Source organism: Azorhizobium sp. AG788, assembly GCF_943371865.1.
Taxonomy (GTDB): Bacteria; Pseudomonadota; Alphaproteobacteria; order Rhizobiales; family Xanthobacteraceae; genus Azorhizobium.
The window spans coordinates 57,665-84,415 of sequence record NZ_CALRWL010000017.1 but is presented as its reverse complement, the minus strand read 5'-3'; the positions used below and the strand labels follow the sequence as shown (position 1 = coordinate 84,415).

The 26,751-nt window shown below is 68.8% G+C and carries 21 protein-coding genes, 2 tRNA genes and 1 riboswitch; of the genes, 10 read left to right on the top strand and 13 right to left on the bottom strand.

Features of this window, described 5'->3' with window-relative positions; genetic code table 11:
- Positions 1-55: 55 nt before the first annotated feature.
- The 9 genes from AAG816_RS12335 to AAG816_RS12295 all read right to left on the bottom strand — a co-directional run bounded on the left by AAG816_RS12335 (position 56) and on the right by AAG816_RS12295 (position 11,533).
- Entirely contained in the window at positions 56-934 is an 879-nt protein-coding gene (locus AAG816_RS12335; protein WP_341989927.1) for a type II CAAX endopeptidase family protein, read from the bottom strand.
- A 210-nt stretch (positions 935-1,144) separates the two neighbouring features.
- A complete protein-coding gene (locus AAG816_RS12330; RefSeq protein ID WP_341989926.1) occupies positions 1,145-1,369 on the bottom strand; it encodes a hypothetical protein in 225 nt (74 codons plus the stop codon).
- Positions 1,370-1,591: 222 nt separating this feature from the next.
- Entirely contained in the window at positions 1,592-5,098 is a 3,507-nt protein-coding gene (locus AAG816_RS12325; protein ID WP_341989925.1) for a hybrid sensor histidine kinase/response regulator, read from the bottom strand.
- Between the two features lie 155 nt (positions 5,099-5,253).
- Positions 5,254-6,807, bottom strand: coding sequence for an RNA polymerase factor sigma-54 (gene rpoN, locus AAG816_RS12320; RefSeq protein WP_341989924.1), 1,554 nt, complete (start codon positions 6,805-6,807; stop codon positions 5,254-5,256).
- Between the two features lie 64 nt (positions 6,808-6,871).
- Complete coding sequence (gene lptB / locus AAG816_RS12315; protein ID WP_341989923.1) at positions 6,872-7,732, bottom strand: LPS export ABC transporter ATP-binding protein; 861 nt, start codon at positions 7,730-7,732, stop codon at positions 6,872-6,874.
- Between the two features lie 157 nt (positions 7,733-7,889).
- Positions 7,890-8,495 (bottom strand): LptA/OstA family protein, encoded by a 606-nt coding sequence (locus AAG816_RS12310; protein ID WP_341989922.1) that lies wholly within the window; start codon positions 8,493-8,495, stop codon positions 7,890-7,892.
- Positions 8,492-9,205, bottom strand: a complete 714-nt coding sequence (locus AAG816_RS12305) for a hypothetical protein (protein WP_341989921.1) — start codon at positions 9,203-9,205, stop codon at positions 8,492-8,494. The genes AAG816_RS12310 and AAG816_RS12305 overlap by 4 nt, the downstream gene beginning before the upstream one ends.
- Before the next feature lie 317 nt (positions 9,206-9,522).
- Positions 9,523-10,143 carry a ribonuclease D gene (locus AAG816_RS12300; RefSeq protein ID WP_341989920.1) on the bottom strand — a complete coding sequence of 207 codons (621 nt, stop codon included), beginning with the start codon at positions 10,141-10,143 and terminating at the stop codon, positions 9,523-9,525.
- A gap of 223 nt (positions 10,144-10,366) precedes the next feature.
- A complete protein-coding gene (locus AAG816_RS12295; RefSeq protein WP_341989919.1) occupies positions 10,367-11,533 on the bottom strand; it encodes a dihydrodipicolinate synthase family protein in 1,167 nt (388 codons plus the stop codon).
- Between the two features lie 259 nt (positions 11,534-11,792).
- Here AAG816_RS12295 and AAG816_RS12290 point away from each other — a divergent pair, with 259 nt between their 5' ends.
- The gene (locus AAG816_RS12290; RefSeq protein ID WP_341989918.1) at positions 11,793-12,848 is read left to right on the top strand and encodes an MBL fold metallo-hydrolase; all 1,056 of its coding nucleotides are present in this window, start codon (positions 11,793-11,795) and stop codon (positions 12,846-12,848) included.
- A gap of 231 nt (positions 12,849-13,079) precedes the next feature.
- Here the strand turns inward: AAG816_RS12290 and AAG816_RS12285 are convergent.
- The 3 genes from AAG816_RS12285 to AAG816_RS12275 all read right to left on the bottom strand — a co-directional run bounded on the left by AAG816_RS12285 (position 13,080) and on the right by AAG816_RS12275 (position 14,030).
- Positions 13,080-13,155, bottom strand: a tRNA-Ala gene (locus AAG816_RS12285).
- A 240-nt stretch (positions 13,156-13,395) separates the two neighbouring features.
- Positions 13,396-13,471, bottom strand: a tRNA-Ala gene (locus tag AAG816_RS12280).
- A 154-nt stretch (positions 13,472-13,625) separates the two neighbouring features.
- Positions 13,626-14,030 carry a TIGR02300 family protein gene (locus AAG816_RS12275; RefSeq protein WP_341989917.1) on the bottom strand — a complete coding sequence of 135 codons (405 nt, stop codon included), beginning with the start codon at positions 14,028-14,030 and terminating at the stop codon, positions 13,626-13,628.
- 189 nt (positions 14,031-14,219) lie between these two features.
- Between AAG816_RS12275 and aroA the strand changes: the two genes are divergently transcribed.
- The 9 genes from aroA (at position 14,220) to AAG816_RS12230 (ending at position 25,978) form a co-directional block, all read left to right on the top strand.
- Positions 14,220-15,602: a 3-phosphoshikimate 1-carboxyvinyltransferase gene (gene aroA, locus AAG816_RS12270; protein WP_341989916.1), complete on the top strand. Its 1,383-nt coding sequence runs from the start codon at positions 14,220-14,222 to the stop codon at positions 15,600-15,602.
- The gene (gene cmk / locus AAG816_RS12265) at positions 15,602-16,231 is read left to right on the top strand and encodes a (d)CMP kinase (RefSeq protein WP_341989915.1); all 630 of its coding nucleotides are present in this window, start codon (positions 15,602-15,604) and stop codon (positions 16,229-16,231) included. The genes aroA and cmk overlap by 1 nt, the downstream gene beginning before the upstream one ends.
- A gap of 34 nt (positions 16,232-16,265) precedes the next feature.
- Positions 16,266-16,489, top strand: a riboswitch (cobalamin riboswitch).
- A gap of 71 nt (positions 16,490-16,560) precedes the next feature.
- The gene (locus AAG816_RS12260; protein ID WP_341989914.1) at positions 16,561-17,094 is read left to right on the top strand and encodes a DUF1636 domain-containing protein; all 534 of its coding nucleotides are present in this window, start codon (positions 16,561-16,563) and stop codon (positions 17,092-17,094) included.
- A gap of 26 nt (positions 17,095-17,120) precedes the next feature.
- Positions 17,121-18,161, top strand: coding sequence for a cobalamin biosynthesis protein CobW (gene cobW, locus AAG816_RS12255; RefSeq protein ID WP_341989913.1), 1,041 nt, complete (start codon positions 17,121-17,123; stop codon positions 18,159-18,161).
- Between the two features lie 3 nt (positions 18,162-18,164).
- On the top strand, positions 18,165-22,334 hold the full coding sequence (gene cobN / locus AAG816_RS12250; protein WP_341989912.1) for a cobaltochelatase subunit CobN: 4,170 nt from the start codon (positions 18,165-18,167) through the stop codon (positions 22,332-22,334).
- Positions 22,331-23,863 carry a precorrin-3B synthase gene (cobG, locus tag AAG816_RS12245; protein WP_341989911.1) on the top strand — a complete coding sequence of 511 codons (1,533 nt, stop codon included), beginning with the start codon at positions 22,331-22,333 and terminating at the stop codon, positions 23,861-23,863. Before cobN ends, cobG begins: the two co-directional genes overlap by 4 nt.
- Positions 23,860-24,498: a precorrin-8X methylmutase gene (locus AAG816_RS12240; RefSeq protein WP_341989910.1), complete on the top strand. Its 639-nt coding sequence runs from the start codon at positions 23,860-23,862 to the stop codon at positions 24,496-24,498. The genes cobG and AAG816_RS12240 overlap by 4 nt, the downstream gene beginning before the upstream one ends.
- Positions 24,495-25,229 (top strand): precorrin-2 C(20)-methyltransferase, encoded by a 735-nt coding sequence (locus tag AAG816_RS12235; protein ID WP_341989909.1) that lies wholly within the window; start codon positions 24,495-24,497, stop codon positions 25,227-25,229. The genes AAG816_RS12240 and AAG816_RS12235 overlap by 4 nt, the downstream gene beginning before the upstream one ends.
- Positions 25,226-25,978 (top strand): precorrin-3B C(17)-methyltransferase, encoded by a 753-nt coding sequence (locus AAG816_RS12230; protein WP_341989908.1) that lies wholly within the window; start codon positions 25,226-25,228, stop codon positions 25,976-25,978. Before AAG816_RS12235 ends, AAG816_RS12230 begins: the two co-directional genes overlap by 4 nt.
- Here AAG816_RS12230 and AAG816_RS12225 read toward each other — a convergent pair.
- Positions 25,954-26,742, bottom strand: a complete 789-nt coding sequence (locus AAG816_RS12225; RefSeq protein ID WP_341989941.1) for a cobalt-precorrin-6A reductase — start codon at positions 26,740-26,742, stop codon at positions 25,954-25,956. The genes AAG816_RS12230 and AAG816_RS12225 overlap by 25 nt on opposite strands.
- Positions 26,743-26,751 lie beyond the last annotated feature (9 nt).

Below are 26,751 nucleotides of genomic sequence, written 5' to 3'. Positions count from 1 at the left end.
GGACGAAGGATGGGAGATGGTAGCGGCTCGCACGGCGATGGGCGGCGTGAGGCACTCAATCCAGATAGGCATAGGCGAACGCGCCGGCATTATAGAGCACATGGCACAGCAGCGACGCCCGCACGCTGCCGTCCATAGCGCGGACGAAGGACAGCCCGACCGCCCCCGGCACGGCGCATACCAGGATGACAAAGCCTCCCATACCATGGGCGAGAAGAAACAGCAGGCCGGTGGCGAGCGCTACGGCTGGGCGCCCCCAGCTCCGGCGCAGCTCCTCCCAAAGCCAGCCGCGGAAGAACAGTTCCTCGGCGACCGGGGCGACGATGATTGTTACAAGTCCAAGGCAAACCGGAAACAGCCAGCGCCGGATGGGCACGCCCCAAATCTCGGGATGCTCGAACAGCAAATGGTGCAAGGCGCGGGTTTCAGACCGCTCGAACAGCCAGGTGACGGCCTCAGCGGCGACCATCATGGCCACGGTAATTGCCAGTATCAGCCAGGGACGTCGCAGGTTTTTTTGGCCAAGCGCCGCTGCGGCGTCACCGTTTCCGAGCACCCGCGCCATATGCAGGCTGACGCCGAGCAGGACGAGGCTGAAGACCACCAAGCTGACCAGATACAGCCAGGGAGAGGACACCCCCTCGTTGAAGCGGTCGCCCGCAAGCTGGCGCAGAAAGAAGGTGGCAGTGGCGCTGATGGTCGCCAGCATGAAGGCAACGATGAGCCAGATCAGTGCCAGACCGAGCGCATGGATCGGGCCACGACGCGCGAATGCAATCCGCGCGGGAGAGTTCAGCGCCAGCCCCTCATTCGCGCTCATGGCCGGACAGGCACGGAACAGCGGGCGGTCGGGCCCTGCAAACAGGGGATCAGGTTCTGAAATCCGGTGGCCCGCGGGTTGCTGCACCGGCGAAAGCTGGGACGATGCGAACATGCGCCGCCCCGCGCGACATCCGCCACAGGCAGTCGGATTAGCCCCCAACAGCCAAGACGTTCAATGCTCGGTACGGCGAAATGATAACCGCATAGAGAAGCAGATATTTGCATGAGCCCCCGGCCACGCATCAGCCCAATACGGTTATAATTATTCACATCGGCCGAATTGACAATATCACTTGAATAAAGAAACGCGAAAATCGACCTCTTACATCGAACGCTTGCGATGTTTCTTTACGGGACGCCGAACACCTTCCAGTTCGTCCAGCGGCAGCATTTCCATTTCCAGGAAGCCGGCGGCATCGCGGGTCCGGCGCGTATCGCCCTTCGGCAGGCCCGGCAGCGCGAACAGGAAGCAAAGCCCTTTGCGGGCCTTACGGGCTTCGATTTCCTTCCGCATCGGAAAGACCGGCACATTAATGGTAAATGTCATGGCCATCTCCGCAAAAGTTAACGACCCGTTTAATGGCGTCGAAAGTCTCTGGTCTTCTTGGCGCGATCCAATGATGAAGCTTCGAAGACAGCCCCTCATCGCGCAGGTTCAATAAAGCCTGCGGAACGGGGCACGAATGGGGCGAGGAAGCGGAGGAAGCAGGATCATCCAAAGGCAATGTTCCACCTGTGTGGAACAGGCGGGAATATGGGGATGACCCCACTATTCCGCGGCGTTGCGCGACAATCGCGATTGCGCCAGCAGCGCGCGCAAGGCCGCCGGTTTCAGCGGCTTGTGCAACACGGTCATTTCCGCCGCCCGCGCCGCATCGCGCACCTTCCGGCTGCGGTCGGCGGTGATGAGCGCGGCGGGCAGCCGGCCCAGCTTCCAGCGCAAGGCCATCACCGCCTCGATGCCGTGGCCGGCATCCAGATGATAGTCCACCAGCACGAAATCCGGCTGAACCTTGGCGGCATGCACGCCCTCCAGCGCGGACGCCACATCGGCGGCCTTGATGACCCGGCAGCCCCAGCCGGACAGCAGCAGTTCCATCCCGTCCAGGATCGCCGGCTCATTGTCGATGGCCAGGATGGTGAGGCCCACCAGCGGGGCGAGGCTGCGCGGCGGCGCCGCCGGCTGCGTGCTTTCCTGCGGCAAGGGAACGGCGACCGGAAGCTCCACCGCGAACACTGAGCCCCGCCCGGCGGCGGAGCGCAGCGTCACCGGATGTTCCAGCACCCGGGCGATGCGCTCCACGATGGACAGGCCAAGGCCCAGCCCCCGCGCCTCCCGTGCCCCCTGGTCCAGGCGCTGGAACTCCTGAAACACCACCTTGTGCTTGGAGCGGGGAATGCCGACGCCGGTGTCGATCACCTCCACCATCACTTTGCCGCGGTGCCGGCGGCAGCCCACCAGAACGCGGCCCTTAGGGGTGTATTTCACCGCATTGGAGATCAGGTTCTGCAACAGCCGGCGCAGCAGCCGCCGGTCCGAGCGCACGGTCAGGCCACAGGGCACGAAGCGCAGGTCGAGCTTCTTCTCCTGTGCCAGAGGCGCAAACTCCAATTCCAGCTGCTTGAGCACCTCATCCAGCCGGAACGGGGCGACCTCCGGGCGCAGCACGCCGCTGTCCAGCCGCGAGATGTCCAGCAGGGCCACCAGAATCTCTTCCACCGCCTCCAGGGACGCATCGATATTGCCCGCCAGACGCGCGCCATCGGCCCCCTGGGCGCGTTCCACCAGGCTGGTCACATAGAGGCGGGCGGCATTGAGCGGCTGGAGAATGTCGTGGCTGGCGGCGGCCAGGAAGCGGGTCTTGGAGAGATTGGCCTCCTCGGCGTCCGCGCGGGCCTTTTCCAGGGCGCGGTTGAGGCGCTCCAATTCTTCGGTGCGCTCGCGCACCCGCCGCTCCAGGGTCTCATTGGCCCGCTCCAGCGCGGTCTCGGCCTCCACCGAGGCGGTGATGTCGGTGTAGGTCACCACCGAGCCGCCGTCGGGCATGGGATCGGAGCGCACTTCGATCACCGCGCCGCGCTGGCTGAGCCGCTCCAGCACCGCACCGCTGGCCGCGGTATAGCGGGCGGCACGGGCGGCATTGTCGAGGTCGGAGGGCGCATCCGGCGGCGCATTCGCCAGGATATCCGCCAGGGGAATGCCGAGGGCATAGCACTCCGGCGGCAGGTCCAGCATGGCACCGAAGCTGCGGTTCCAGCACACCAGCCGCGCTTCCTTGTCGAACACCGCAATGCCTTGGCCCACATGGTCGATGGCATTTTGCAGCAGGTCGCGATTGTATTGGATGGCGGCGGACGCATCATCCAGCAGTTGCAACGCCGCCTTGGTGGAGACCGTGCGCTTGCGCAGCAGCAGGGAAAGCACCAGCCGCGAGGAGGCAGCTCCAATGGCCGAGGCCAGGAGATGTTCCGCGAACCGCACCAGATGGGCGTCCGCCTCCCGCAGCGGGTCGAGCCGGATGCCCTCCGCCGCCGCGAACGCGGTAAAGGCGGTCCGCGCCCGCTCGTCGCCCAGATAGCGCGCCACGGTGACGATCAGTTCTTCCGTACTGACCGACGAGCGCCACCGCCGGAACGCCGGGCGCACCATGGCCTGATCGGTCGCCACGAACAGGCTCGCCTGCACCCGCTCGATGTCGCTGGGACGGGTCAGGAAGGACACCACCAGGAGGCTGAGGGTATTGAGGCCCAGACTCCAGGCCACCCCATGGGCGAGCGGCCCGGCCTCCAGGCCGAACAGTCCCTCCGGCCGCAGCCAGCTCAACCCGAATGGACCCGCCAGCAGGAAGTCCTGCGATACCAGCCCGGCGTCCGCCAGGCTCGGCACCATCAAGGTGTAGGCCCAGACCGCAACGCCCACCAGGATGCCGGTCACCGCCCCCTTGGCCGTCGCCCGCTGCCACAGCAGACCGGCGGCGAATGCCGGCCCCACCTGGGCAATGGCGGCGAAGGACAACAGGCCGATCTGCGCCAACTGCACCTCACCCGTGGTGCGATAGTACAGATAAGCCAGCAGCATGATGACGAAGATGGCCACCCGGCGCACCAGCAGCAGGGTTTCCGACATGTCGTGCAAGGTGGTGGGGCCATCGGCGGGCTGGCGGGCCCGGCGCCGCAGCAGCATGGGCACCACCAGGTCATTCGAAACCATGATGGCCAGCGCCACGGATTCCACGATCACCATGGCGGTCGCCGCCGACAGGCCGCCGATGAAGGCCAGCAACGCGAAGCTTTCGAAACCGGCCGCCAGCGGCACGGCCAGCACATAGACATCGCTGTCGACGGTGGAGAGCGGGAACAACGTCATGCCCGCCAGGGCCAGCGGCACCACGAACAGATTGATGAGGATGAGATAGAGCGGGAACAGCCAGCGGGCCCGGCGGATTTCCGCCTCGCTCTTGTTCTCCACCACCGCCACATGGAACTGACGCGGCAACAACACGAAGGCGCCCGCCGAGAGCACGGTCATGGTCACCCAGTTTTCCAGGCTGATCCCGCGCTCGAACGGCTTGGTGACGCCGGCCTCCTGCGCCGCATGCCAGAGGGAGACCGGGCCGTCGAAGATGATGAAGGTGACGAGGGCGCCCACGGTCAGGAACGCCACCAGCTTGACCAGGGACTCGGTCGCGACCGCCAGCATCAGGCCGTTCTGGTGCTCGGTGGCGTCCGTGTGCCGGGTGCCGAACAGCACCGCGAACACCGCCATGGCAAACGCCACGAACAGGGCCATGTCCCCGCCCACCGGCAATTGCACCGGCTCGCCCGCCAGATGGCCCAGCACCGCCAGCAGGGACGCGGACACGGCCTTCAATTGCAGTGAGATGTAGGGGATCGACCCCACCACAGCCACCAGCGCCACCAGCGCGGCGATGCCCTGGTGCTTGCCGTAGCGGGCGGCGATGAAATCGGCGATGGAGGTGATGTTATGGGCTTTGGCCAGCCGCACCACGCGCATGAGCACGGGCGTCCCCACGGCAATGACGATCACCGGGCCGAGATAGATAGTGAGAAAGTCGAAGCCCTGCGCCGTGGACAGGCCCACCGAGCCGTAGAAGGTCCAGGAGGTGCAATAGACCGCCAGCGAGAGCGAGTAGATGAGCGGACGCGAGGCGGACAGCGTCCGGCCCAGGCGCAAACGATCCCCGAAGCTCGCCACGGCAAACAGGGAGCCGATATAGGCGAACGCAAGGATGATGACGACCCAAGCTTGAAGCATGTCCTCCCTTCCGCCCGTTCTGTCTGCCGTGGCAACCGGCATGCGCGGGCGCATCTGTGGGATGCAAGCTCAACAGGGACCAGGCGCCTTGTCCAGCATTGGGTGCGGACGAACCGCTCATCCCTTGTACGAAGCGGGCCTTTGCCCGTGCCGCGTCAACCCGCTGCCGCGGCCGCGTCGCCCCTGGCCGCCACCTTCTCCCGCCGGCGCTGCACCGACGAGGGGATGTTCATGCTCTCGCGATACTTCGCCACCGTGCGGCGGGCGATGTCGACGCCGTCTTCCTTCAACTTCTGCACCAAAGTGTCGTCGGACAGCACGTCGTCCACGGTCTCCGCCTCGATGAGGGTCTTGATGCGATGACGCACGGCCTCCGCCGCATGGGCCTCGCCGCCCCCGGATGAGGCAATGGAGGAGGAGAAGAAGAACTTCATCTCCAGCACGCCGCGGGGGGTGGAGATGTATTTGTTGGAGGTGACGCGGGAGACGGTGGATTCATGCATGCCGATGGCGTCGGCCACGGTGCGCAGATTCAGCGGCCGCAGGTGGCGCACCCCATGCACCAGGAACGCATCCTGCTGCCGCACGATCTCGCTGGCCACCTTCAGGATGGTGCGCGCGCGCTGGTCCAGGGAGCGGGTGAGCCATGACGCGGACTGCATGCAGTCCGCCAGGAAGGTCTTCTCCTGCGGCGAGCGCACCGCCTTGGCGACCGTGGCGTGGTACATCTGGTTCACCAGCACCCGCGGCAGCGTGTCCGAGTTCAGCTCCACCAGCCAGGAGCCATCCGAGGCCTCCCGCACAAAGACGTCCGGCACCAGGGGATGAATGACGCCGCCGCCATAGGCGAGGCCGGGCTTGGGATCGAGCCGGCGGATCTCGGCGATCATGTCCGCCAGGTCTTCCGCATCCACGCCGCAGATGCGGCGCAGGGCATTGCGGTCATGGCGGGCGAGCAGTTCCAGATTGTCCAGCAGGGCCTGCATCGCCGGATCGCAACGGTTGCGATCACGCAATTGCAGCGCCAAGCATTCCGACAGCGAGCGCGCGCCCACGCCGGAGGGCTCGAAGGTCTGGATCACCCGCAGCACATCCTCCACCTGCGCCCGGGTGGTCCCGAGCTGGGCGGCCACCGCGTCAAGATCGCCGGAGAAATAGCCGGTCTCGTCAATGAGGCCGATGAGGTTGAGCCCGATCAGACGCCGCACCGGATCCGGCTCGGCCACCGCCAACTGGGCCTCCAGATGATCGGCCAGCGTGGTTTCGGCGGCGAGAAAGGCTTCGGGATTATAGTCTTCGCCGCGATCGCCACCGCCGCCCCACTCCGCCGTGGAGCCGCCGCCGGTCTGGCCCGGCGTGTTCAGGCGCTCGGCCGGTCCTTCATCGGGAAAGACGTTGCCGAGATCGGTGTCGAGCCGGGTCTCGATGGCTTCGCGGGTGGGTGCGAGGTCGGTCTCCAGCCAGTCGCCCGACACCGGCGCGCCGGTGTCGATGGGCGCGGGCGGCTCGTCATGGGGGCTGGGCAGATCATGCTCGGCGCTGTCCGGCTCGCTGGCGCGCTCCAGCAGCGGATTGCGCTCCAGCTCGGCCTCCACATAGGCCACCAGCTCCAGATTGGAGAGCTGCAGCAGCTTGATGGCCTGCATCAGCTGCGGGGTCATCACCAGAGACTGGCTCTGGCGAAACTCCATCTTTGGGCTCATCGCCATGGCGAAAACCCTCCTGCGCGCCCACTCCGCGTCGCCCAAAGGGACGGAAAGCGGCGCGCCTCTGTCACAGCCGGAACTCTTCGCCGAGATACAGCCGCCGCACATCGGGGCTGGCCACAATGGATTCGGGATCGCCTTCCATCAGCACCGTGCCGGAATGGATGATGTAGGCCCGGTCGATGAGCCCCAGGGTCTCGCGCACATTGTGGTCGGTGATCAGCACGCCGATGCCGCGGGTGGTCAGGTGACGCACCAGCGACTGGATGTCCCCCACCGCGATGGGGTCGATGCCGGCGAAGGGCTCGTCCAGCAGCATGTAGGCCGGACGGCTCGCCAAGGCGCGGGCGATCTCCACCCGCCGCCGCTCACCGCCGGACAGGGCGATGGAGGGCGACTTGCGCACATGGGTGATCTTGAACTCTTCCAGCAGCGCGTCCATTTCCTCCAAGCGCCGCTTCTTGTTGGGCTCGCGGATTTCCAGCACCGCCAGGAGGTTGTCCTCCACCGACAGGCCGCGAAAAATGGAGGCTTCCTGCGGCAGGTAGCCGATGCCGAGGCGGGCGCGGCGATACATGGGCATGGGGGTCACGTCGTGCCCCTCCAGCTCGATGCGGCCCTGGTCCGCCTTCACCAAGCCGGTGATCATATAGAAGACGGTGGTCTTGCCGGCGCCGTTGGGGCCGAGCAGGCCGACGGCTTCGCCACGGCGCACATCAATGCTTACGTCCCGGACCACCTTGCGGCCGCCATAGGACTTGGCGAGCCCGAAGGCCGCCAGCGCACCCTCGCCGGTGGCCGGCTGGTGGTCTCCGGCGTCATCCCAGGCATCGTCCCCGTCCTCTTCGTAGCCGCGCACGTCAGCGGGTACAGGAGAGGCGGATTGCGTACGTGTGGTGTTTCTACCGAACATGGACAGGACGTTCATCCCGGGCTCCGGTTCGCAGCCCCCAGCTTTGGTTTAGTCCTTCCAAATCGCTGATGCAATGCAACATGCAAAAAATGGGCCGCAACCAAAGTATCAGCGACGCTCAAGCTGCCGCACGGGCCGGTTCGGCCCGCGCGTGACCGCTGGGCCAATGGCCTCAGCGGCGGGGCGCGGCCGGAGCTGCGGCAGGGTCCTGCTTCATGCTGCCAGGAACGATCAGGCTTTCCACGCGGCCGCCCTCGAATTTCGAGACGCCCGACGTCAGGTCCACCACCAGCCGCTGGCCACGGATGACGTTCGGCCCCTGGGTCAGAACGACGGGCTTGCCGGTCATGGTCACCGTGTTGGTCTTCATCTCGAAGACGCCGGTGTCGCCGGTGGCGGTCTGGTCCTTTGTCTGGACCACGACACCCCCTGTCGCTTCCAGCTTGCGGATCTTGCTGGATTCCGACGGCGCACCCGTCTGCACGGCGGCCACGTCGCCGTCGTAATAGACGAACAATTGCGGGCTGCGCAGGGTGGTGTCGCCCTGGGTGACCACCACATTGCCGGCGAACACCGCGATCTTTTCCTTGTCCCGCACTTCCAGGGTGTTGGAATTGATGCGGATCGGCTCGTCGCGATTGCGGGCAAAGCCCTGCAGCGCATTGGGCGGGCCGCTGGGCGCGGCAGCGGGGGCGGCCGCCGGCGGTGCGGCGAGCGCCTGGAGACCAAGCGCGGCAAGCAGAGCGGCGGCGGCAAAGCCGGTGGAAAGACGCCTCATGGCTTCACAATAGGTTGGGGCGCCGGGGCGGCCGGGGCTTCTGGCTTGGGAACGTTTGCGAGGCGGAAGTCCAATTGTACGTTCCCCTCAAACAGCGCACGGCTGCCACGATCGGTGATCCGCATGCGGTCCGCCACCAGGCGACCGTCCATATAGGTCAGGACCGCGTGATGATCGGTGGTGACCGTGCCGGCCTTCACATCCACATCCGCATCCTGCAGCTTGCCGGCATAACCGCCATTGGTCGCAAGGTCTACCCCGTCGGAAAGGGTAATGAACTGGGTCTTGGTGTCCAACGTGCCGGAGTGGGACTTCACCGTCGCCCAGCCCTTGTTGGCCAGTTCCAGCCGCGCGAACACCTCGGTCAGACCAATGATGTCCGGTCGCGTCACATCCTGGGTCGCGGTTTCCGCAGTGATGTTGTAGGCGCGATTATCATCGGTAAAGCCGGACAGCTTCGGCGCTTCCATGGTCAGGCGCGTCCCGCTGAGGCTCAAGGTGCCGAGGCTGAACGGCAGCTCCATCTTCATGGTCAGCTTGCCCACCAGGGGAATGGCGATCATCAGCACCAGGGCGATGACGAGGGCAGCCGGAAGCAGGCGCTTGATCAGGCGCACGCGAGCGCTGTGCCGGTTGGCGCGCTGGAAATCCGGCGCCGCATGGGACGCGAAGCCCGCGGCCTCCCGGCGATCCATATCTTGTGGGGACACGTGTGTGTTCATCGCTCACTGTTCGGGAACAGGCGCACGCGCCACGGCCCCCCTCTCGGCCCGATTTCCGCCGCGTCGCGTCCGCCCCCGTACGACACCGGCGATTTATCACTTTGGTGCACGGCACCAATATGTCCGAGCATCACCGAAACGCATATGGCGCGCAAGTCGCCCGGTGCAAGTCGCACGGTGTAAGTCGCCCGGTGCCAATCACTGGCCGTACCCGGGCGGGAAACCATCCCGCAGAGCGGAGTGGCAGCCCCCCGACCGATTGGCGCTGCCCGTCCCGCCACGCCGGCCGCCAGCGCACGCCGTCCTCACGAATGCGCGAAGATGTCTTCCTCGGACCAGCCGGCGAGGTCCAACGCCGCCCGTGCCGGCAGGAACCCGAAGCATTGCGCCGCCAGGGCGGTCCGCCCCTCGCGGGCCAGCATGGCCTCCAGCTTGTCCTTGCATCCGTGCAAATAGAGCACGTCGGAGGCGGCATAAGCGAGCTGAGCCTCCGTGAGGTCGGTCGCCGCCCAATCGGAGCTCTGCTGCTGCTTGGACAGGTCCACGCCGAGCAATTCGCGCACCAGATCCTTGAGGCCGTGCCGGTCGGTATAGGTGCGCACCAGCCGCGAGGCGATCTTGGTGCAGAACACCGGCGCGGTGGTGACGCCGAAGGTGTGTTGCAGGACGGCGATGTCAAACCGCCCGAAATGAAACAGCTTCACCACCGCCGGATCGCTGAGCAGGCGCACCAGATTGGGCGCGCTGGCGGCCGTGGCCCCGGCCGGAATCTGCACCAGTTCCGCATTGCCGTCGCCATTGGACAGTTGCACCAGGCACAGCCGGTCGCGGTGAGGCCGCAGGCCGAGGGTCTCGGTATCGATCGCCACCACGGAGGCGGGGCGGAAATCGTCCGGCAAATCGCCGCGGTGCAAACGGATGGTCATGGGCCGGCTTGATCCTGGAAGGCGGAAAGAGTGTCTTGCCGGCTTCTAGAGCAAGTCCAGGCAAAGTTGAAGCGCCCGCAGCCACGCAAGGGAACTCTCGACGCCACGTCGGAGCCCATCGCCGGTGCTGGACGCGGTGCCTTACCGATCGCACGTCCCGGGATCAAAGGCGCCCCGCCGTGTCCCACACGCCTTTGTCTGCGAAATCGCCGGGGCGCTGCTCTCAGTGCAGGCCGGCCGGCGCCAGCACCCGACGCATGCGCGCCGCCGCATCCTCGGGATCGCGCAGGCAGCGGGCCGCATCCGCAAGGCGGAAAAGTTCCGCCAGATGCTGCATGGACCGCGCGCTCTGCTGCCCGCCGATCATGGTAAAATGATCCTGCAGGCCGTTGAGATAGGCCAGAAATACGACACCGGTTTTGTAGAAGCGCGTCGGCGCCTTGAAGATGTGCCGGGACAGCGGCACGGTCGGCGCCAGAAGCGCATCGAAGGCGGCGGCGTCGCCCTGCGCCAGCTTGCTCAAAGCCAGCGAGGCCACCGGCGCGATGGCGTCGAAGATCCCCAGCAGTGCGTCGGAATAGCCCTGCGCGTCGCCGGCGATGAGTTCGGCATAGTTGAAATCGTCGCCCGTATACATGCGCACCCCCTGCGCCAGGCGACGGCGCATGGAGACCTCCTTCTCCTTGGACAGGAGGGAAATCTTGACCCCGTCCACCTTGTCCGCATGGCTGGCGAGGATGTCGAGGCAGGTGTCCATCGCCGCGTCCGTGTCCGCATGGCCCCAATAGCCCGCGAGCGCCGGATCGAACATGTCGCCGAGCCAATGGATGATCACCGGCGCGCGCACCTGGGAGAGGATGCGGTCATAGACCCTGGCATAGTCGTCCGGCCCGGTCGCCGCCTTGGCGAGGGCGCGGCTGGCCATCAGGATGATGCGCCCGCCTTGCCCTTCCACGAACGCCACCTGCTCCTCATAAGCGCGGATGACGTCATCGACGGTCACATCCGGCCCCGGAGCCAGTTGCTCCGTCCCCGCCCCCGAGGCCACCAGGGCGCCCGGGCGGGTCTTGGCGTCCGCCAGCACCCGGCGGATCAGATCCTGCGCCGCCGGCCAATCCAGGCCCATGCCGCGCTGTGCGGTATCCATGGCCTCGGCCACTCCAAAGCCGAGATCCCACAAATGATGGCGGAAGGCCAGGGTCCGATCCCAGTCGATGGCTGCATCCAGCCACGGATCATTGTCCGCCAGCGGGTCTGCCACCACATGGGCCGCCGCATAAGCGATGCGGTTGAAGACCGGAGGCGCCGTGCCGGACGCCGGCCACAGCGGGGCGCCCCGCAGCGTATAGGGCGCTAGCCCCCCAGGCACGGGCAGCGACAGGGTGGTCATGGCGTTTTCTCCCAGCATCCGTAGCAAGGCACCGGACGGCGAAACCCTTTCGGTCACGCCCATCGCCGCGCCTCGCCCGGCTTTTAAGTAACCAGTTGGTTAAAACTGGCCAAGCCCTGGTGGAAAGTCAATGGCCGCGCGCCGGCCCGCTGCACATCAGCATCTCCCCCCTCCACCGGCAGCTATGCCGCACCACTGCCCCATTTGAGGCCGACCCCTTGCGCTGGCAGACCATGCCGCCACAGGGATGACAGGATACGTGCCCAGCCCCTTCAAGAGTTTTGGTGCCGCGCCGAAGGGCGCCCGTCTCGAACGCATGCTGCGATCTCCCCACTTCCGCGATGCGGCGTTCCAGAACCCCATTCCCACGCAATTGCTGACACCGGGCTCCACGTCGCGAATCCTGCGCGGACGCCTGGGCAACACCGCCGCCCGCCGGCCAGCCGGCCCGGTGCCGCTCTATGGCGACACAGCCGCCAGCCTGCGGCTCCCCGCCCCCTCGGGCCTGCGGGCCACATGGCTTGGCCATGCCACCACCCTGCTGGAGATGGGCACCCAGCGCTTTCTCCTGGACCCGGTCTGGTCGGAGCGGGTGTCGCCCTTCTCCGGCGTCGGCCCCCGCCGGTTCCATGCCCCGCCCTTGGCCATGGCCGACCTGCCGCCGCTGGACGCCATCGTGCTGTCCCACGACCACTATGATCATCTTGATGCCCCGACCATCGCCGCTTTGGTGGCGGACACCCGGCAAGCGCGCGCGGTGTTCATCGCCCCGCTGGGCGTCGGCGCGCATCTGGAGCGATTCGGCGTGCCTGCGGCCCGCATTCTGGAGCTGGATCTGCACGAGGCCGCGCAGGTCGGCGCGGTGCGGCTCACCGCCACGCCCGCGCGGCATTTCTCCCGCCGCGGGCTGCGGGGCAACGGCACCTTGTGGTGCTCCTATGTGCTCGCCAGCCCCGGACATCGGGTGTTTTTCAGCGGCGACAGCGGATTCTTCCCCGGCTTTGCCGATATCGGCGCCACCTATGGGCCGTTCGATCTCTCGCTGATCGCCATCGGCGCCTATAGCGACGACTGGCCGGACGTCCACCTCACGCCGGAGGAAGCCCTGGAGGCGCACGCTTTGCTCAGGGGCGGGGTTTTGCTGCCACTGCACTGGGCGACCTTCGACCTGGCGCCCCACCCCTGGGCCGAGCCGCCCGAACGCCTGCTGGCGGCCCGCCCGGCGTCCGTCCCTGTGGCCCTGCCCCGTCCCGGAGAACCGCTGGACCTGCGGCAGATGCAGCCGATGCAGCCGTGGTGGCACGGCGGCTCCTGAGGCGTGCGCCCGACCTCGATGCGAAAGATGATGTGATTCGCGCGTACGTCTCTGCTCCGCGGCGATGGCGGTGAGGCCGGGCGGTGCGCCCGGCCGCGAATCGCAACACGATGGCAGAGAGAGGGTCGCCGATGCGTCCAAGCTGCCGCGCCGCGCCCGACTCACCCTGAAAACAAAAACGGCTCCCTGGGGGAGCCGTTCAGGTCGTCAGTGGATGACGAAAAAGAGAAATGGTGGAGCCAGACGGAATCGAACCGACGACCTCTTCAATGCCATTGAAGCGCTCTCCCAACTGAGCTATGGCCCCACCGGGCCGCGGGCTGTGGGGGATATCGGCAGAGAAATCATTGGCTTAACGCCAACCCCGCTCCTTCGACATCAACCACCGGGACGTCCCGCGACGGTTGCCAGGGACGCTTGTGTCCCCAGCCACGCAATCCTTGGCCGAAACCAGTGACCGCAATACTGTTCCGCCAAGTGGCGGATCGACCGGGCCGGCTGCCGAAAGGACGGCGACCGATGCCTTAGCCGACTACAAACTGAGAAGTGGTGGAGCCAGACGGAATCGAACCGACGACCTCTTCAATGCCATTGAAGCGCTCTCCCAACTGAGCTATGGCCCCACCGGGTCGCGGGCTACGGGCTGTGTCGCCACGAAGATCAATGAAAAATCATTGACTTCTTCCGACATCTGCCCGCCGGGAAGTCCCGCGACGGTTGCTCGGGACTGGTGTGCCCCGAGCGAGAGCGGCCTTTAAGCACAAGCCGCTGATCGCATCAAGCCTCTTCGTCGTCTTCGATGCCATCTCCGATCAAATCGGCGACGTCATCCTCATCATCTTCGTCTTCTTCGAGGAAGGTATCGTCGTCGGCTTCGGCGTCGATTTCCTCGTCCACGTCAACGTCTTCGGCCCCCGGCAGGACCTTGGCGCCCGTGGTTTCCTCTTCGGCTTCCTCAAGGCTGATGATTTCCACATCAGCCACGTCATCCACTTCCGCCTCTGCGGCGGGAGCGGCACGGGCCGCCTCGGCGCGGCTTCCAGCGCGCGGGGCGGGTTCGAAGTAGGAACGCGGGTACGTTTCACCGGTGAACGGGGAAACGACGGGGTCCTTGTTCAGATCGTAGAACTTGCGGCCCGTAACCGGACAGACGCGCTTGGTTCCGAGTTCAGGCTTCGCCACGGCAAAGATCCTCGGGGGCTCATTGTAAAAGGAGGGTGCTCCATTGGCCAAAGCCTATGGCCCTGTCAAGGCGGAATTCAAATTCGCTCCGTGGCGAGGCCGGTTGCGCTGTGTTAGAGGGGCGCTTCGATTCACGAATTTGCGCGCCCCATCGCCACGCGAGTCCCGGTGCGTGTGAGAGGCCGCGCCATGTCCGCCATCGAAAATCCCGCCGCCTCGCCCGCCTCCGGTCACGGCGCCAACCCGCGCCCGGCCACCGGGCTGCCGTCGCCGGCCCTGAATGGCAAGGTGCGCGTGCCTGGGGATAAGTCGGTGTCCCACCGCGCTTTGATCTTCGGCGCCCTCGCCCGCGGCGAGACCCGCATCACCGGCCTGTTGGAAGGCGAGGACGTGCTGAACACCGCCAAGGCCTGCGCTGCCTTGGGGGCGCAGGTGGAGCGGCTGGGCAATGGCGAATGGCGGGTTGAGGGCGTCGGCGTCGGCCAGTTCCGCGCCCCCGATGCGCCGCTGGATTTTGGCAATTCCGGCACCGGCGTGCGGCTGATGATGGGCGCGGTGGCCGGCAATCCCATCGCCGCCACCTTCGATGGCGATGCCAGCCTGCGCAAGCGGCCCATGAAGCGGGTGCTGGATCCCCTGGTCGCCATGGGCGTCGAAGTGGTGGAGGAAGCCCAAGGCGGCCGCCTGCCGCTGCGCCTCCAGGGCCTCAGCGATCTGAAGGCCTTCACCTACGAGACCCCCGTCGCCTCGGCGCAGGTGAAATCGGCCGTGCTGCTGGCCGGCCTTGCCGCCAGCGGCGAGACCGTGGTGGTGGAGAAAGAAGCCACCCGCGATCACACCGAACGCATGCTGGCCCATTTCGGCGCCGACGTGCGCGTGGAGCCCCATGGCCCCCACGGCCGCCGCATCACCCTCACCGGCCGCCCCACCCTGGTGGCGGCGCCGGTGGACGTGCCCTCCGATCCCTCCTCCGCCGCCTTCCCGCTGGTGGCGGCGCTGATCGTGCCCGGCTCGGACATCGTGCTGTCGGCGGTGATGATGAACCCGCTGCGCATCGGCCTCATCATCACGCTCAAGGAGATGGGCGCCAGCATCGAGACCCTGGCCGAGCGCACCGAGGGCGGCGAGACCGTCGCCGATCTGCGCGTGCGCTATTCCCGCCTCACCGGCGTCGAAGTGCCGCCCGAGCGGGCACCGGCCATGATCGATGAATATCCCATCCTCGCCGTCGCCGCCGCTTTCGCCCAGGGCGAGACGCGGATGCAGGGCCTCGCCGAACTGCGGGTGAAGGAAAGCGACCGCCTCGCCGCCGTGGCGGACGGCCTCGCCGCCTGCGGCATCACCCACCGCATCGAGGGAGACGACCTCATCGTCACCGGTGCCCCCGACGTGGAGGGCGGCGGGCCGGTGGCCACCCACATGGACCACCGCATCGCCATGGCCTTCCTGGTGCTGGGCCTCGCCAGCCTCAAGGGGGTGCAGGTGGACGACATGAGCTTCATCGCCACCTCCTTCCCCACCTTCATGCCCATGATGGCCGGCCTCGGCGCCATCCTGACCGAAGGCGCGTGATGATCATCGCCATCGACGGGCCGGCCGCCTCCGGCAAGGGCACGCTGGGCAAGCGCATCGCCGGGCACCTGGGCCTGCCGCATCTGGACACCGGCCTGCTCTACCGGGCGGTGGGCGCGCACTGCCTCGCCTCCGGCACCCTGGACGACATCGCCGCCTCGGCGGAAGCGGCGCGCGCCCTGGATGTGAGCGCGCTCGATCCTGAAAGCCTGCGCACCGGTGCTCTGGGCGAAGCCGCCTCCGTGGTGGCCGCCCGACCGGAGGTGCGCGCGGCGCTGGTGGATCTCCAGCGCCGCTTTGCCGCCCAGCCCGGCGGCGCGGTGCTGGACGGGCGCGACATCGGCACCGTCATCTGCCCCGATGCCACCGTGAAGCTGTTCGTCACCGCCTCGCCGGAAGTGCGCGCCGACCGGCGCTTCCGCGAACTGGCCGCCCGCGACCCGCTCGCCTCCTATGAGGCGGTGCTGGCCGACATCCACAAGCGCGATGCCCGCGACAGCAACCGCGCCGCCGCCCCGCTGCTGAAGGCGGACGACGCGGTGCTGCTGGACACCTCGGCGCTGGGCATCGAGGAAACATTTGCGGCGGCGCTGGCCATCATCGAAGCGGCGCGCGCCCGCGCCGGTTGAGAGCCGGTTCATTGACATCCCGGCCCCCCGGCCCTTTAGTGGCGCCATCGATGGTCCCGGTCGCGTGAGCGTTTCGCGTCGCCGGGTGAAAAGGGAATGCGGACTGGATCTGATCCATCAACCGCAGCTGCCCCCGCAACTGTAGGCGGTGAGCCCGTGCCACAAGCCACTGGACGCCCGGATGTTCCGGGCTCCGGGAAGGCGGCACACGGTCACGACCCGCCAGCCAGGAGACCTGCCATCGATGAGGAGTGCGCCGGGCGGGGTGCCCTGGCAAAGCGCCCTTTTGGCCCGCGTGCGGGCCTGCTGCACCCGTGGACCTGCGCGCCTTGCAGCAGCACGATCTGATCGACCCGCGTGATTCGGCCCTACCGCAGGACAGCGCGTCCTTGCGCGACGATGCGGCCCAGCCGAGCGCGGCTTTGATGTCCGCCGCCGACGCACCGCAAGCCGCGGCAACGCAGGCCCCGGCCATCGAGATCCCCCCGGTCACCCTGTTCGTCTGCACCACCTGCAAGGTGGCCGACGCCGCACCTGACATGCCCCCCGCCGGTTCGGATCTGTTCGAGGCGCTTCAGGCGCTCGCCACCGGTGACGCCACGCTGGATCAGGTGGCCGTGCAGCCGGTCAAATGCCTGGGCAATTGCAAGCGTGGTCTCAGCGCAGCGCTGATCCATCGTGATGGCTGGACCTATGTGTTCGGCGACCTCGCCCCCACCTCCGGTGAGGATCTCCTCACCGGCGCCCGCCTGTTCCTCACCTCCACCGACGGCATCCTGCCCTGGCGCGGACGGCCCGACGTGCTCAAGCGCAACATGGTGGCGCGCGTTCCGCCGCTGGCGGTCTCGCCGCCCGCCTCCTGAATTCCCAATTTTCTCCCGGAGCTTTCATGACCTCTCCCGCCCCGTCCCTCGCCCGCATTCCCTGCACCATCGTCACCGGATTTCTGGGGGCGGGGAAGACCACGCTGATCCGCCACCTGCTGGAAAATGCCAACGGCAAGCGCCTGGCGGTGATCGTCAATGAGTTCGGCGATGTGGGCATCGATGGCGAGATCCTCAAAGGTTGCGGCATCGAGGCCTGCCCGGAGGACAATATCGTCGAACTGTCCAACGGCTGCCTGTGCTGCACGGTCGCCGACGACTTTGTGCCGGCGCTGGATCTCATCCTGTCCCGCGGCGTCGACCACATCCTGATCGAGACCTCGGGCCTCGCGCTGCCCAAGCCCCTCGTGCAGGCCTTCCAGTGGCCCGCCATCAAGAGCCGGGTGACCGTGGACGGCGTGGTGGCGGTGGTGGACGGCCCGGCGCTGGCCGCCGGCCGCGTCGCCCATGACCTCGACGCCTTGGCCGCCCAGCGCGCCGCCGATGACAGCCTGGACCATGACGATCCCGTGGAAGAGGTGTTCGAGGACCAGATCGCCTGCGCCGATCTCGTCATCATCTCCAAGTCCGACCTGATGGATGCCGCCGCCGCCGACAAGGCCGGCACCATGGTCGCCGCCGCTTTGCCCCGCGCGGTGAGCGTGATCCGCGCCACCGGCGGCAAGGTGGATGCCAGCGTCATGCTCGGCCTCGGCGTCGGCACCGAGGACCAGATCGACGCCCGCAAGACCCATCATGACGACGAACTGGACCACGACCACGACGATTTCGACAGCTTTGTCGTGACCTTGCCCGAGATCGCCGACCCGGTGGCGCTGGCCGCCCGCGTCTCCGCCGCCGCCGAGGCGCCCGACGTGCTGCGGGTGAAGGGCTTTGCCGCCGTCTCCGGCAAGCCGCTGCGGCTGCTGGTGCAGGGCGTCGGCCCCCGCGTCTCGCACCATTTCGACCGCCCCTGGCGCTCGGACGAAACCCGCGCCGGCGCGCTGGTGGTGATCGGGCTGAAGGGCTTCGACCGCGCCGCCGTGGAACGGGCCTTGCTGGGCTGATCCATGCACATTCTCGCCAGCACATCGGCCACCATCGAGGATCTGGCGGAGCCCATCGATCTCCGCCTGCCTCCGGCTGACGTGCTGGTGCTGTCCTTCACCGACAGCGATCTCCTGTCGCTTGCCGCAGCGTGGCGGCAGGGGTCGGCGCAGTTCCCGAGCTTGCGCCTGGTTCGACTGAAAGACCTGCGCCATCCCATGTCGGTGGATTTGTGGATCGACCGCTCGGCGCGCAACGCCAAGGTGATCCTGGTGCGGATGCTCGGCGGGCTGGAGTGGTGGCGCTATGGCGCCGAGCGTCTCGCGGACATGGCCCGGCAGGAGGGCCTGAAGCTCGCGCTGCTGCCGGGCGAGGACCAGGACGATCCCCGCCTCGCCGATCTCTCCACCCTGCCTACGGACGAATTGGCCGCCCTGCTGAGCTATTTCCGCCAAGGCGGACCGGACAATATGGGCGCCCTGCTGCGGCATGTGGCGCGGCTGGCGGGCCGCGATGCGGGCGACCCCGCGCCGCCCGCCCCGGTGCCGCCTGCCGCCTTCTATCGGCCTGGCACCGGCGCGGTGGATCGCGCGGCGGTGCTGCGGGCACCGGATGGGGCGCATGGCGTTTCTCGGGCCGGTGCCAGCCGGCTTGCCACCAACGGCGCGGGATCCGCTGCCGCCTGCCCCCAGTCTCAGAACAGGACCGCGCCTGCGGACACAGAGAACGCGACCGGATCAAACCCGGTCCGAATCGCTGCCCAAGCCGAAACCACCGTCTGTTCTCTCGCCCCGGGCGAGACGCCGGACGCCCTCCCATCGCCTGCCGCGTCGGATGCGTGCCCCGTGTCCCAGAACGGGACCGGCCCTGCGGACGTGGAGAACGTGACCGGATCAAACCCGGCCCGAATCACTGCCGACGCTGAAGCCACGGTCTGTTCTCCCCCGTCCGCCGCGACGATGGAGGCCATCGCATCGGAGGCGACCTCGGAGGCGTGCCCCCTGTCCCAGGATGGGACCGCGCCTCCGGACGCGGAGAACGCGGCCGGATCAAACCCGGCCCGAATCGCTGCCCAGGCTGAAACCACGGTCTGTTCTCCCGCGCCTAGCGCGACTGCGGACACCGCTCCCACACCCCCGCGCGGCACGCCCCCTCTCCCGCTTGCGGGGGAGGGTTGGGGAGGGGGCAGAGCGCCCGCCACCGACGCACCATCCGCCAATGTCGCGCCCGCCCCCGCGCTGCGCGCGGCGCCCCCTCCCTGCCCTCCCCCGCAGGCGGGAGAGGGTGAAATCGGGGAGCGCGGCGCGCGCGATTCGTCGGGCGCAGCTGCATTGATCGGCGCAGAAGAGCCTGCCCTCTCCACCCCACGCCACGCGCCCCCTCCCTCCTTGCGGGGGAGGGCTGGGGAGGGGGGTGAAACGCCCACCAACCCACACCACGCCCCTTCTCCTGTTTCCATTGCAGCACCCAGCCGCCCCCGCGCCTTGCTGCTGTTCTACCGCTCCATGTGGCTGGCGGGCGATGTGGCGCCCATCGATGCCCTCTGCGGCGCCCTGTGCGCCCAGGGGCTGACCCCGGTGCCGATCTTCCTCACCAGCCTGAAGGATCCCGCCTCGCGGGGCTTTGTGCGCGCGGCCATCGCCGACATCGCCCCCGACATCATCCTCACCGCCACCGCCTTCGCGGCCGGAGACGGCGACGATCTGTTCGCCCCCGGCGGTCCGCCGGTGCTGCAAGTGGTGCCCGCCACCACCGCGCATGCCGCCTGGAGCGAGAATGCGCGGGGCTTGGCGGCTGCGGATCTGGCCATGCATGTGGTGCTGCCCGAACTGGACGGGCGGGTGCTGGCGGGCGCGATCTCGTTCAAGGACTTGGCGCCGCTGGATGCGGAGCTGGCCTTCAGCGCCGCCTTCAACCGTCCCGAGGCGGACGGCATCGCCCAGGTGGCGGCGCGCGCGGCGGCTTTGGTGCGCCTGGCCCGCACGCCCAAGGCGGAACGCCGGCTGGCGATATTGATGCCGGACTATCCCGGTGCCCCCGGCCGCACCGGCTATGCGGTGGGCCTCGACGTGCCCGAGAGCGTGCGCACCCTGCTGGAGACCCTGGCGAGCGAGGGCTATGCCGTGCCCCAGGCCCCCGCCGATGCGCGCGACCTCCTGGAGTGCCTGGATACAGAAACCGCCATCTATCCGCTGGCGGCCTATCGCGCCGCCCTCGCCACCTTGCCCGAAGCAACCCAAGCCGCCATCCACGCCGCCTGGGGGCCGCCGGAGGCCGACACGCAACTTCAGGACGGCGCCTTCGTCTTCCGCGCCACCCGCTTCGGCAACGCTTTGGTGGCGCTGGCGCCGGAGCGGGGCGCGGCGCTGGACCGGCGCGCCGATTATCACGACCCCGCCTTGCCGCCGCGCCACGCTCTGCTGGCGTTCGGCTTCTGGCTCAGGCAGGCGTTCGATGCCCATGCTCTTGTGCATATGGGCGCCCACGGCACCCTGGAATGGCTGCCGGGCAAGACCGTGGCGCTGACCCCCGCCTGCTTCCCGCAGGCGGTGCTGGGGGCGCTGCCGGTGATCTATCCCTTCATCGTCTCCAATCCGGGCGAAGCCGCCCAGGCCAAGCGCCGCATCGCGGCGGTCACCTTGGGCCATCTGCCGCCGCCTTTGGCCGGCGCCGGCCTCAGCGAAGCCGAGCAGCGCCTGGAGCGGCTGGTGGATGAATATGCCCAGGCCGACGGCCTCGACCGCCGCCGACGCGAGCGCCTCGCCCGGCTGATCGTCGACACCGCCGCCGAGACCGGCCTTGCCACCGTGGCGGGCGTTCCCGCCGATGCGGACCCCGACCAGGCCCTGCGCCGCATCGATGCCTGGCTCTGCGATGTCAAGGACATGGCGGTGAAGGACGGCCTGCACATTTATGGCGCTGCCGACAGTGGCGACGCCATGCGCCGCCTCAGCGGCGAAGCCGAGCGCGCGGCCCTGCTCAGCGCTTTGGACGGCCGCCACATTCCCGCCGGTCCCGCCGGGGCGCCCGCCCGGGGGCGGCGGGACGTGCTGCCCACGGGCCGCAATTTGTTCACCGCCGACCCCCGCGCCATCCCCACCCCCACAGCGCTGGATCTGGGGCGCCTCGCCGCCGACGAAGTGATCCGCAGCTATCTCCAGGAGCATGGCGATTATCCCCGCGCCGTGGTGATCGATCTGTGGGGCAGCGCCACCTTGCGCACGGGGGGCGAGGAGATCGCCCAGGGGCTGAGCCTCATGGGCTGCCGACCGCAATGGGATCCATCCAGCGGCCGGGTGACGGGTATCGAGGTGTTGCCGCCGGCGGTTCTGGGGCGTCCCCGCGTGGATGTCACATGGCGCATTTCCGGCCTGTTCCGCGACATCTTCCCGGCGCAAGTGTCCCTTCTGGATGCGGCCACCCGCGCGGTCGCCGCCCGTCCCGATGAAGGCGACGACAACCCGCTCGCCCAGCGCCAGGAGGCGGACCCCGCCCGCATCTTCGGCGCCGCGCCGGGGGCCTATGGCTCCGGCATCGAGGACCATCTGGCGCGGGGCGCCTTCACCGAGCGCGCCACCCTCGGCCAGCTTTATCTCGACCATACCTCCCACAGCTATGGCGGCGCGGACGGGGCGGCGCGGCCCGCCCCCGGCGCCTTCGCCACGCGGGTCTCCACCGCCGATGCCCTGCTGCATGGGGCCGATGATCCCGCCCGCGACCTGCTGGACGGCGGCGCGGACAACGCCTTCATCGGCGGGTTCGCCGCGGCGGCTCAGGCGCTGGGCCGAAATGTGGACCTGATCGTGCTGGACACCAGCGATCCCGCCCGCCCCAAGGCGCGGGATCTGGCCACCGCTCTGGCGCGGATCGTCCATGGCCGGGTGTCCAAGGTGTTCATCGCCGGCCAGATGCGCCACGGGCCACGCGGCGCCTCGGAACTGCTGGAGACGGTGGACCGGCTGGTGGCGTTCGCCGAGACCACCGGGCGCGTGGACCCCTCGCTGCTGGATGCCCTCCATGCCGCCTATCTGGGCGATGAGGAAGTCCGCGCCTTCCTGATGGACCAGAACCCCAAGGCCGCCGCCGCCATGGCCGCCCGCTTCGCCGACGCCCGCCGGCGCGGCCTCTGGCATGCCCGGCGCAATGACATCGATGCGGATCTCGCCGCTCTGCGGGCGGAGGCGGCCGAATGACCGCCGTGGTGCCTCCTTCCCGTCGCGGCGCCTGCCCGGCACTGACCGCCCCCATGGCCACCGGCGACGGCCTGCTGGTGCGCCTGGTGCCGGTGGATGGCGCGCTGTCACCGGAGGCGTTGGTCGGCCTGTGCGATGCGGCGCTGGCGTTCGGCAACGGCATATTGGAAGTGACCGCCCGCGGCAGCCTGCAACTTCGCGGCCTGCGTGCGGAAACCGTCGGCCCGCTCAACGATGCCGTGAACCGGCTGGGCATTGCCGCCCGCGAGGGTGTGCCGCTGGATGTCTCGCCCTTGGCTGGGCTGGAAGCCGGCGCGGCGAGCGATGCGCGCCGGCTGGCAGCGGAGATTCGCGCGGCCATTTCCGGATTCGCGGTGCGGCTGGGGCCGAAGGTCTCTGTGGTGATCGATGATGGTGGGGCCATCTCTCTGGCCGCCCTCAAGGCCGACATCCGCCTGACGCGGTGGATTGCGGAGGCCGACGCCGCCTCGCCTCTCGGAGCAAGCGGCGGAGCCCCGAACGAGATAGCGCCGCCCGCCGAAACGTCTGAACCGGCCCGATGGGCCATCGCCCTCGCCGGAGATGCCGCCACCGCCCGCGCCCTCGGCAGCCTGCCGGAGGGGCGCCTCGTCGCCGTGGTGGCGGATTTGCTGGAGCAGCTGGCGCAGCTCGGTCCGACCGCGCGGATGACGGATGTCCTGCGCACCACCGACCTGCAGACGCTTCGGCATCAGCGTGCGATGGCGCCGCCGAACGGGGAAGAGACCGCCCCCCAGAGCGCGCCAGCCATATCCGCCACACCTTCCTCAAAGACAGCACCCGCGACCGCCCTGCCCCCCTCTGAGCCACACCCGGCCCCCGCCCCCATCGCCAGTTTCCCCCTGGCGGACGGCACGGTGGCCCTCGGCATCGGCCTGCCGTTCGGCCATGGGGATGCCGCCACGCTGAAAACCCTGGTGGCCGCGGCCCAGGCGGCGGGCGCCCGCGATCTGCGCCCCGCGCCGGGGCGGGTGCTGCTGGCGACCCATCTCACCCCGACCGGCGCGGCGGAGCTGCGTGCCGCCGCAGCCGCCCTCGGCTTCCTGACCGAGGCGGACGACCCCCGCCGGTTCGTCGCCGCCTGTGCCGGCGCCCCGGCCTGCGCCTCGGCTCATATCCCCGCCCGCACCCTGGCGCCGGAGGTGGCGGCCACCCTCGCACCCATCCTCGATGGCTCGCTGGAGGTGCATGTCTCCGGCTGCCCCAAGGGCTGCGCCCACCCCGCCACGGCGGCCCTGACCCTGGTGGGCGTTGCGCCCGATGCCATGGACAAGACGGTCGCGCTCGTGCGAGAGGGCAAAGCGGGCGACGCAACGCAGCCGATCCAGACGGTCGCCGCGCTGTTGCCCACCCTCGCCCGCTTCGCCGCGGCCCTCGCCGCCGCGCGGCGGCCCGGCGAGACCAGCGCCGAGGCCTTGACCCGTTTGTCGCCCCCGGATGCACCGGGGCCGGCGCTGTTGGAGTTCGCCGTGTTGGAGTCTGCCCCGTGAGCGCGCCTGTGTTCGATTATGTGCGCGACGGCACCGCCATCTATGAGCGCTCCTTCGCCATCATCCGCGCCGAGGCGGACCTGTCGCGCTTCTCCCCCGCCGAGGCGGATCTGGCGGTGCGCATGATCCATGCCTGCGGGCTGGTGGAGGCGGCCCGCGACTTCGTGTTCGGCCCCGGCTTCGTGGAGGCGGCCCGCGGCGCCCTGGAAGCGGGCGCGCCGATCCTGTGCGACGCGCAGATGGTGGCCCATGGCGTCACCCATGCCCGTCTTCCCGCCAAGAACCAGGTGATCTGCACCTTGCGCGATCCCCGCGTGCCGGAGCTGGCGGCGCAAACCGGCACCACACGCTCGGCCGCCGCCCTCGACTTGTGGCCCGAGCATCTGGCCGGCGCGGTGGTGGCCATCGGCAATGCGCCCACCGCTCTGTTCCATCTGCTGGAGATGCTGGATGCGGGCGCCCCGCGCCCCGCCGCCATCCTCGGCATGCCGGTGGGCTTCGTGGGCGCGGCGGAATCCAAGGATGCGCTGGCGGAGGATTCCCGCGGCATCCCGTTCGCCATCGTGCGTGGCCGGCTGGGCGGCAGCGCCATCACCGCCGCCGCCATCAATGCCTTGGCGAGGGCCGGCCTGTGAACGCCGCCATCGGACAGCTGATCGGCGTGGGCGTCGGGCCGGGCGACCCGGAACTGATGACCCTGAAAGCGGTGCGGGCGCTGGGCGCGGCGGACGTGATCGCCCACTTCGCCAAGGCCGGCAACAACAGCCATGCCCGCGGCATCGCCTGCGCCCACTTCCGCCCCGATGCGGAAGAACTGCCTTTGCTCTATCCGGTGACGACGGAAATCCATCGCCACGACGCCGCCTATCGCCTCGCCATCGGCGCCTTCTATGACGAATCCGCCGCGCGGGTGGCGGAGCATCTCATGGCCGGGCGCACTGTGGCGGTGCTGAGCGAAGGCGATCCTTTGTTCTATGGCTCCTACATGCATCTGCATGTGCGGCTCGCCCATCGGTTTCCCACCACGGTCATTCCCGGCGTCACCGGCATGTCCGGCTGCTGGTCGCAGGCCGGCGCGCCCATCGCCCAGGGCGACGACGTGCTGATGGTGCTGCCCGGCACACTCAGCGAAGAGGACCTCACCCGCCGCCTCGCCCAGGCGGATGCCGCCGTCATCATGAAGGTGGGCCGCAATCTGCCCAAGATCCGCCGCGCACTGGCCGCCGCCGGTCGCCTGCCCCGCGCCCTCTATGCGGAGCGCGGCACCATGAGCGACGGCTTCGTCATGCCTTTGGCCGACCGCCCCGACGACAAGGCGCCCTATTTCGCCATCGTGCTGGTGCCCGGCTGGGAGGGCACCGCGTGAGCGGGCGCTTGTGCGTGGTCGGCCTCGGCCCCGGCGCCGCAGCCCAGATGACGCCGCAGGCGCTGGACGCGCTGGCCGCCTGCGACGAGCTCTATGGCTACGGCCCCTATCTGGACCGGGTGCCGGTGCGCGCCGGCCAGGCCCGTTTTGCCTCCGACAATCGCGAGGAACTCGACCGGGCCAGCGCCGCCTTGGAGCGGGCGGTGGCGGGGGCCAAGGTGGGCGTCGTCTCCGGTGGCGATGCCGGCGTGTTCGCCATGGCCGCTGCCGTGTGCGAGGCCATGGAGAAGGGGCCGGACCCCTTCCGCACCGTGGATTTCGAAGTCATCCCCGGCATCACCGCGATGCTGGCGGTGGCAGCGCGCATCGGGGCGCCCTTGGGCCATGATTTCTGCGCGCTGTCGCTGTCCGACAATCTCAAGCCCTGGCCGCTGGTGGAAAAGCGCCTCACCGCCGCCGCCGAAGCGGGCTTCGTCATCGCGCTCTACAATCCCATCAGCCGGGCGCGGCCCTGGCAATTGGGCGCGGCGTTCGAGCTGTTGCGCCAGAGCTTGCCGGGCAGCGTGCCGGTGATCTTCGGCCGCGCCGCCGGGCGGGCGGACGAGCGCATCACTCTGGCGACCCTGGCCGATGCGGACGCCACCATCGCCGACATGGCCACCTGCGTGCTCATCGGCTCGGCGCAGACCCGGATGGTGGAACGGCCTGGCCTGCCGCCTCTGGTCTATTCGCCGCGATCCGCCCCGTGAGGCGCCGTGGCGGGCGACACCGGAAACAGCCCATCGACCCAGGTGGCGGCCGCCTCCGGCCCGTCCACGGCGGCGACATCGGGAAGCTGCGGCCGGCGCAGCAGGATGACGGTGATGCCCAGCTCCCGCGCCGCGGCGATCTTGCCATAGGTGGCCGCGCCGCCGCTGTTCTTGGCCACGATCATTTCGATGCCATGGGCCGCCAGCAGCGCCCGGTCATCCGCTTGGGTGAACGGGCCGCGCGCCAGCAGATAGTCCGCATGGGGCACGGCCAAGGGCGGCACGATGGGGTCCACGCTGCGCACCACATAATGGTGCTGGGGGGCGGCCTCGAAGGCGCGCACCTCGTTGCGGCCCAGAGCGAGGAACGCGCGGCGCGGGGTCGCACCCAGGGCCGCGACCGCTTCGGCCACGTTCGCCACCTCCTGCCAGAGATCACCGGGCACAGGGGACCAGGGCGGGCGCCGCAGCGCCAGCAATGGCACGCCCGCCGCTTGGCACGCCTCGACCGCATGGATGGACATCGCCGCCGCATAGGGGTGAGTGGCGTCGATCACCAGCGCGACGGCGCCGGTTTCCAGATACGCCCGCAAGCCCTCCACCCCGCCGAAGCCGCCGGAGCGCACCGGAACGGGCTGTGGAGCGGGGTTTTCCGTGCGTCCGGCAAGGGACACAATAAGCTCAAGATCCGGACGGTGCGCGAGTCGCGCGGCAAGGATGCGGGCGTCCCCGGTGCCCCCCAGGATGAGGATGCGGTGCGCGATGGTCGCGGC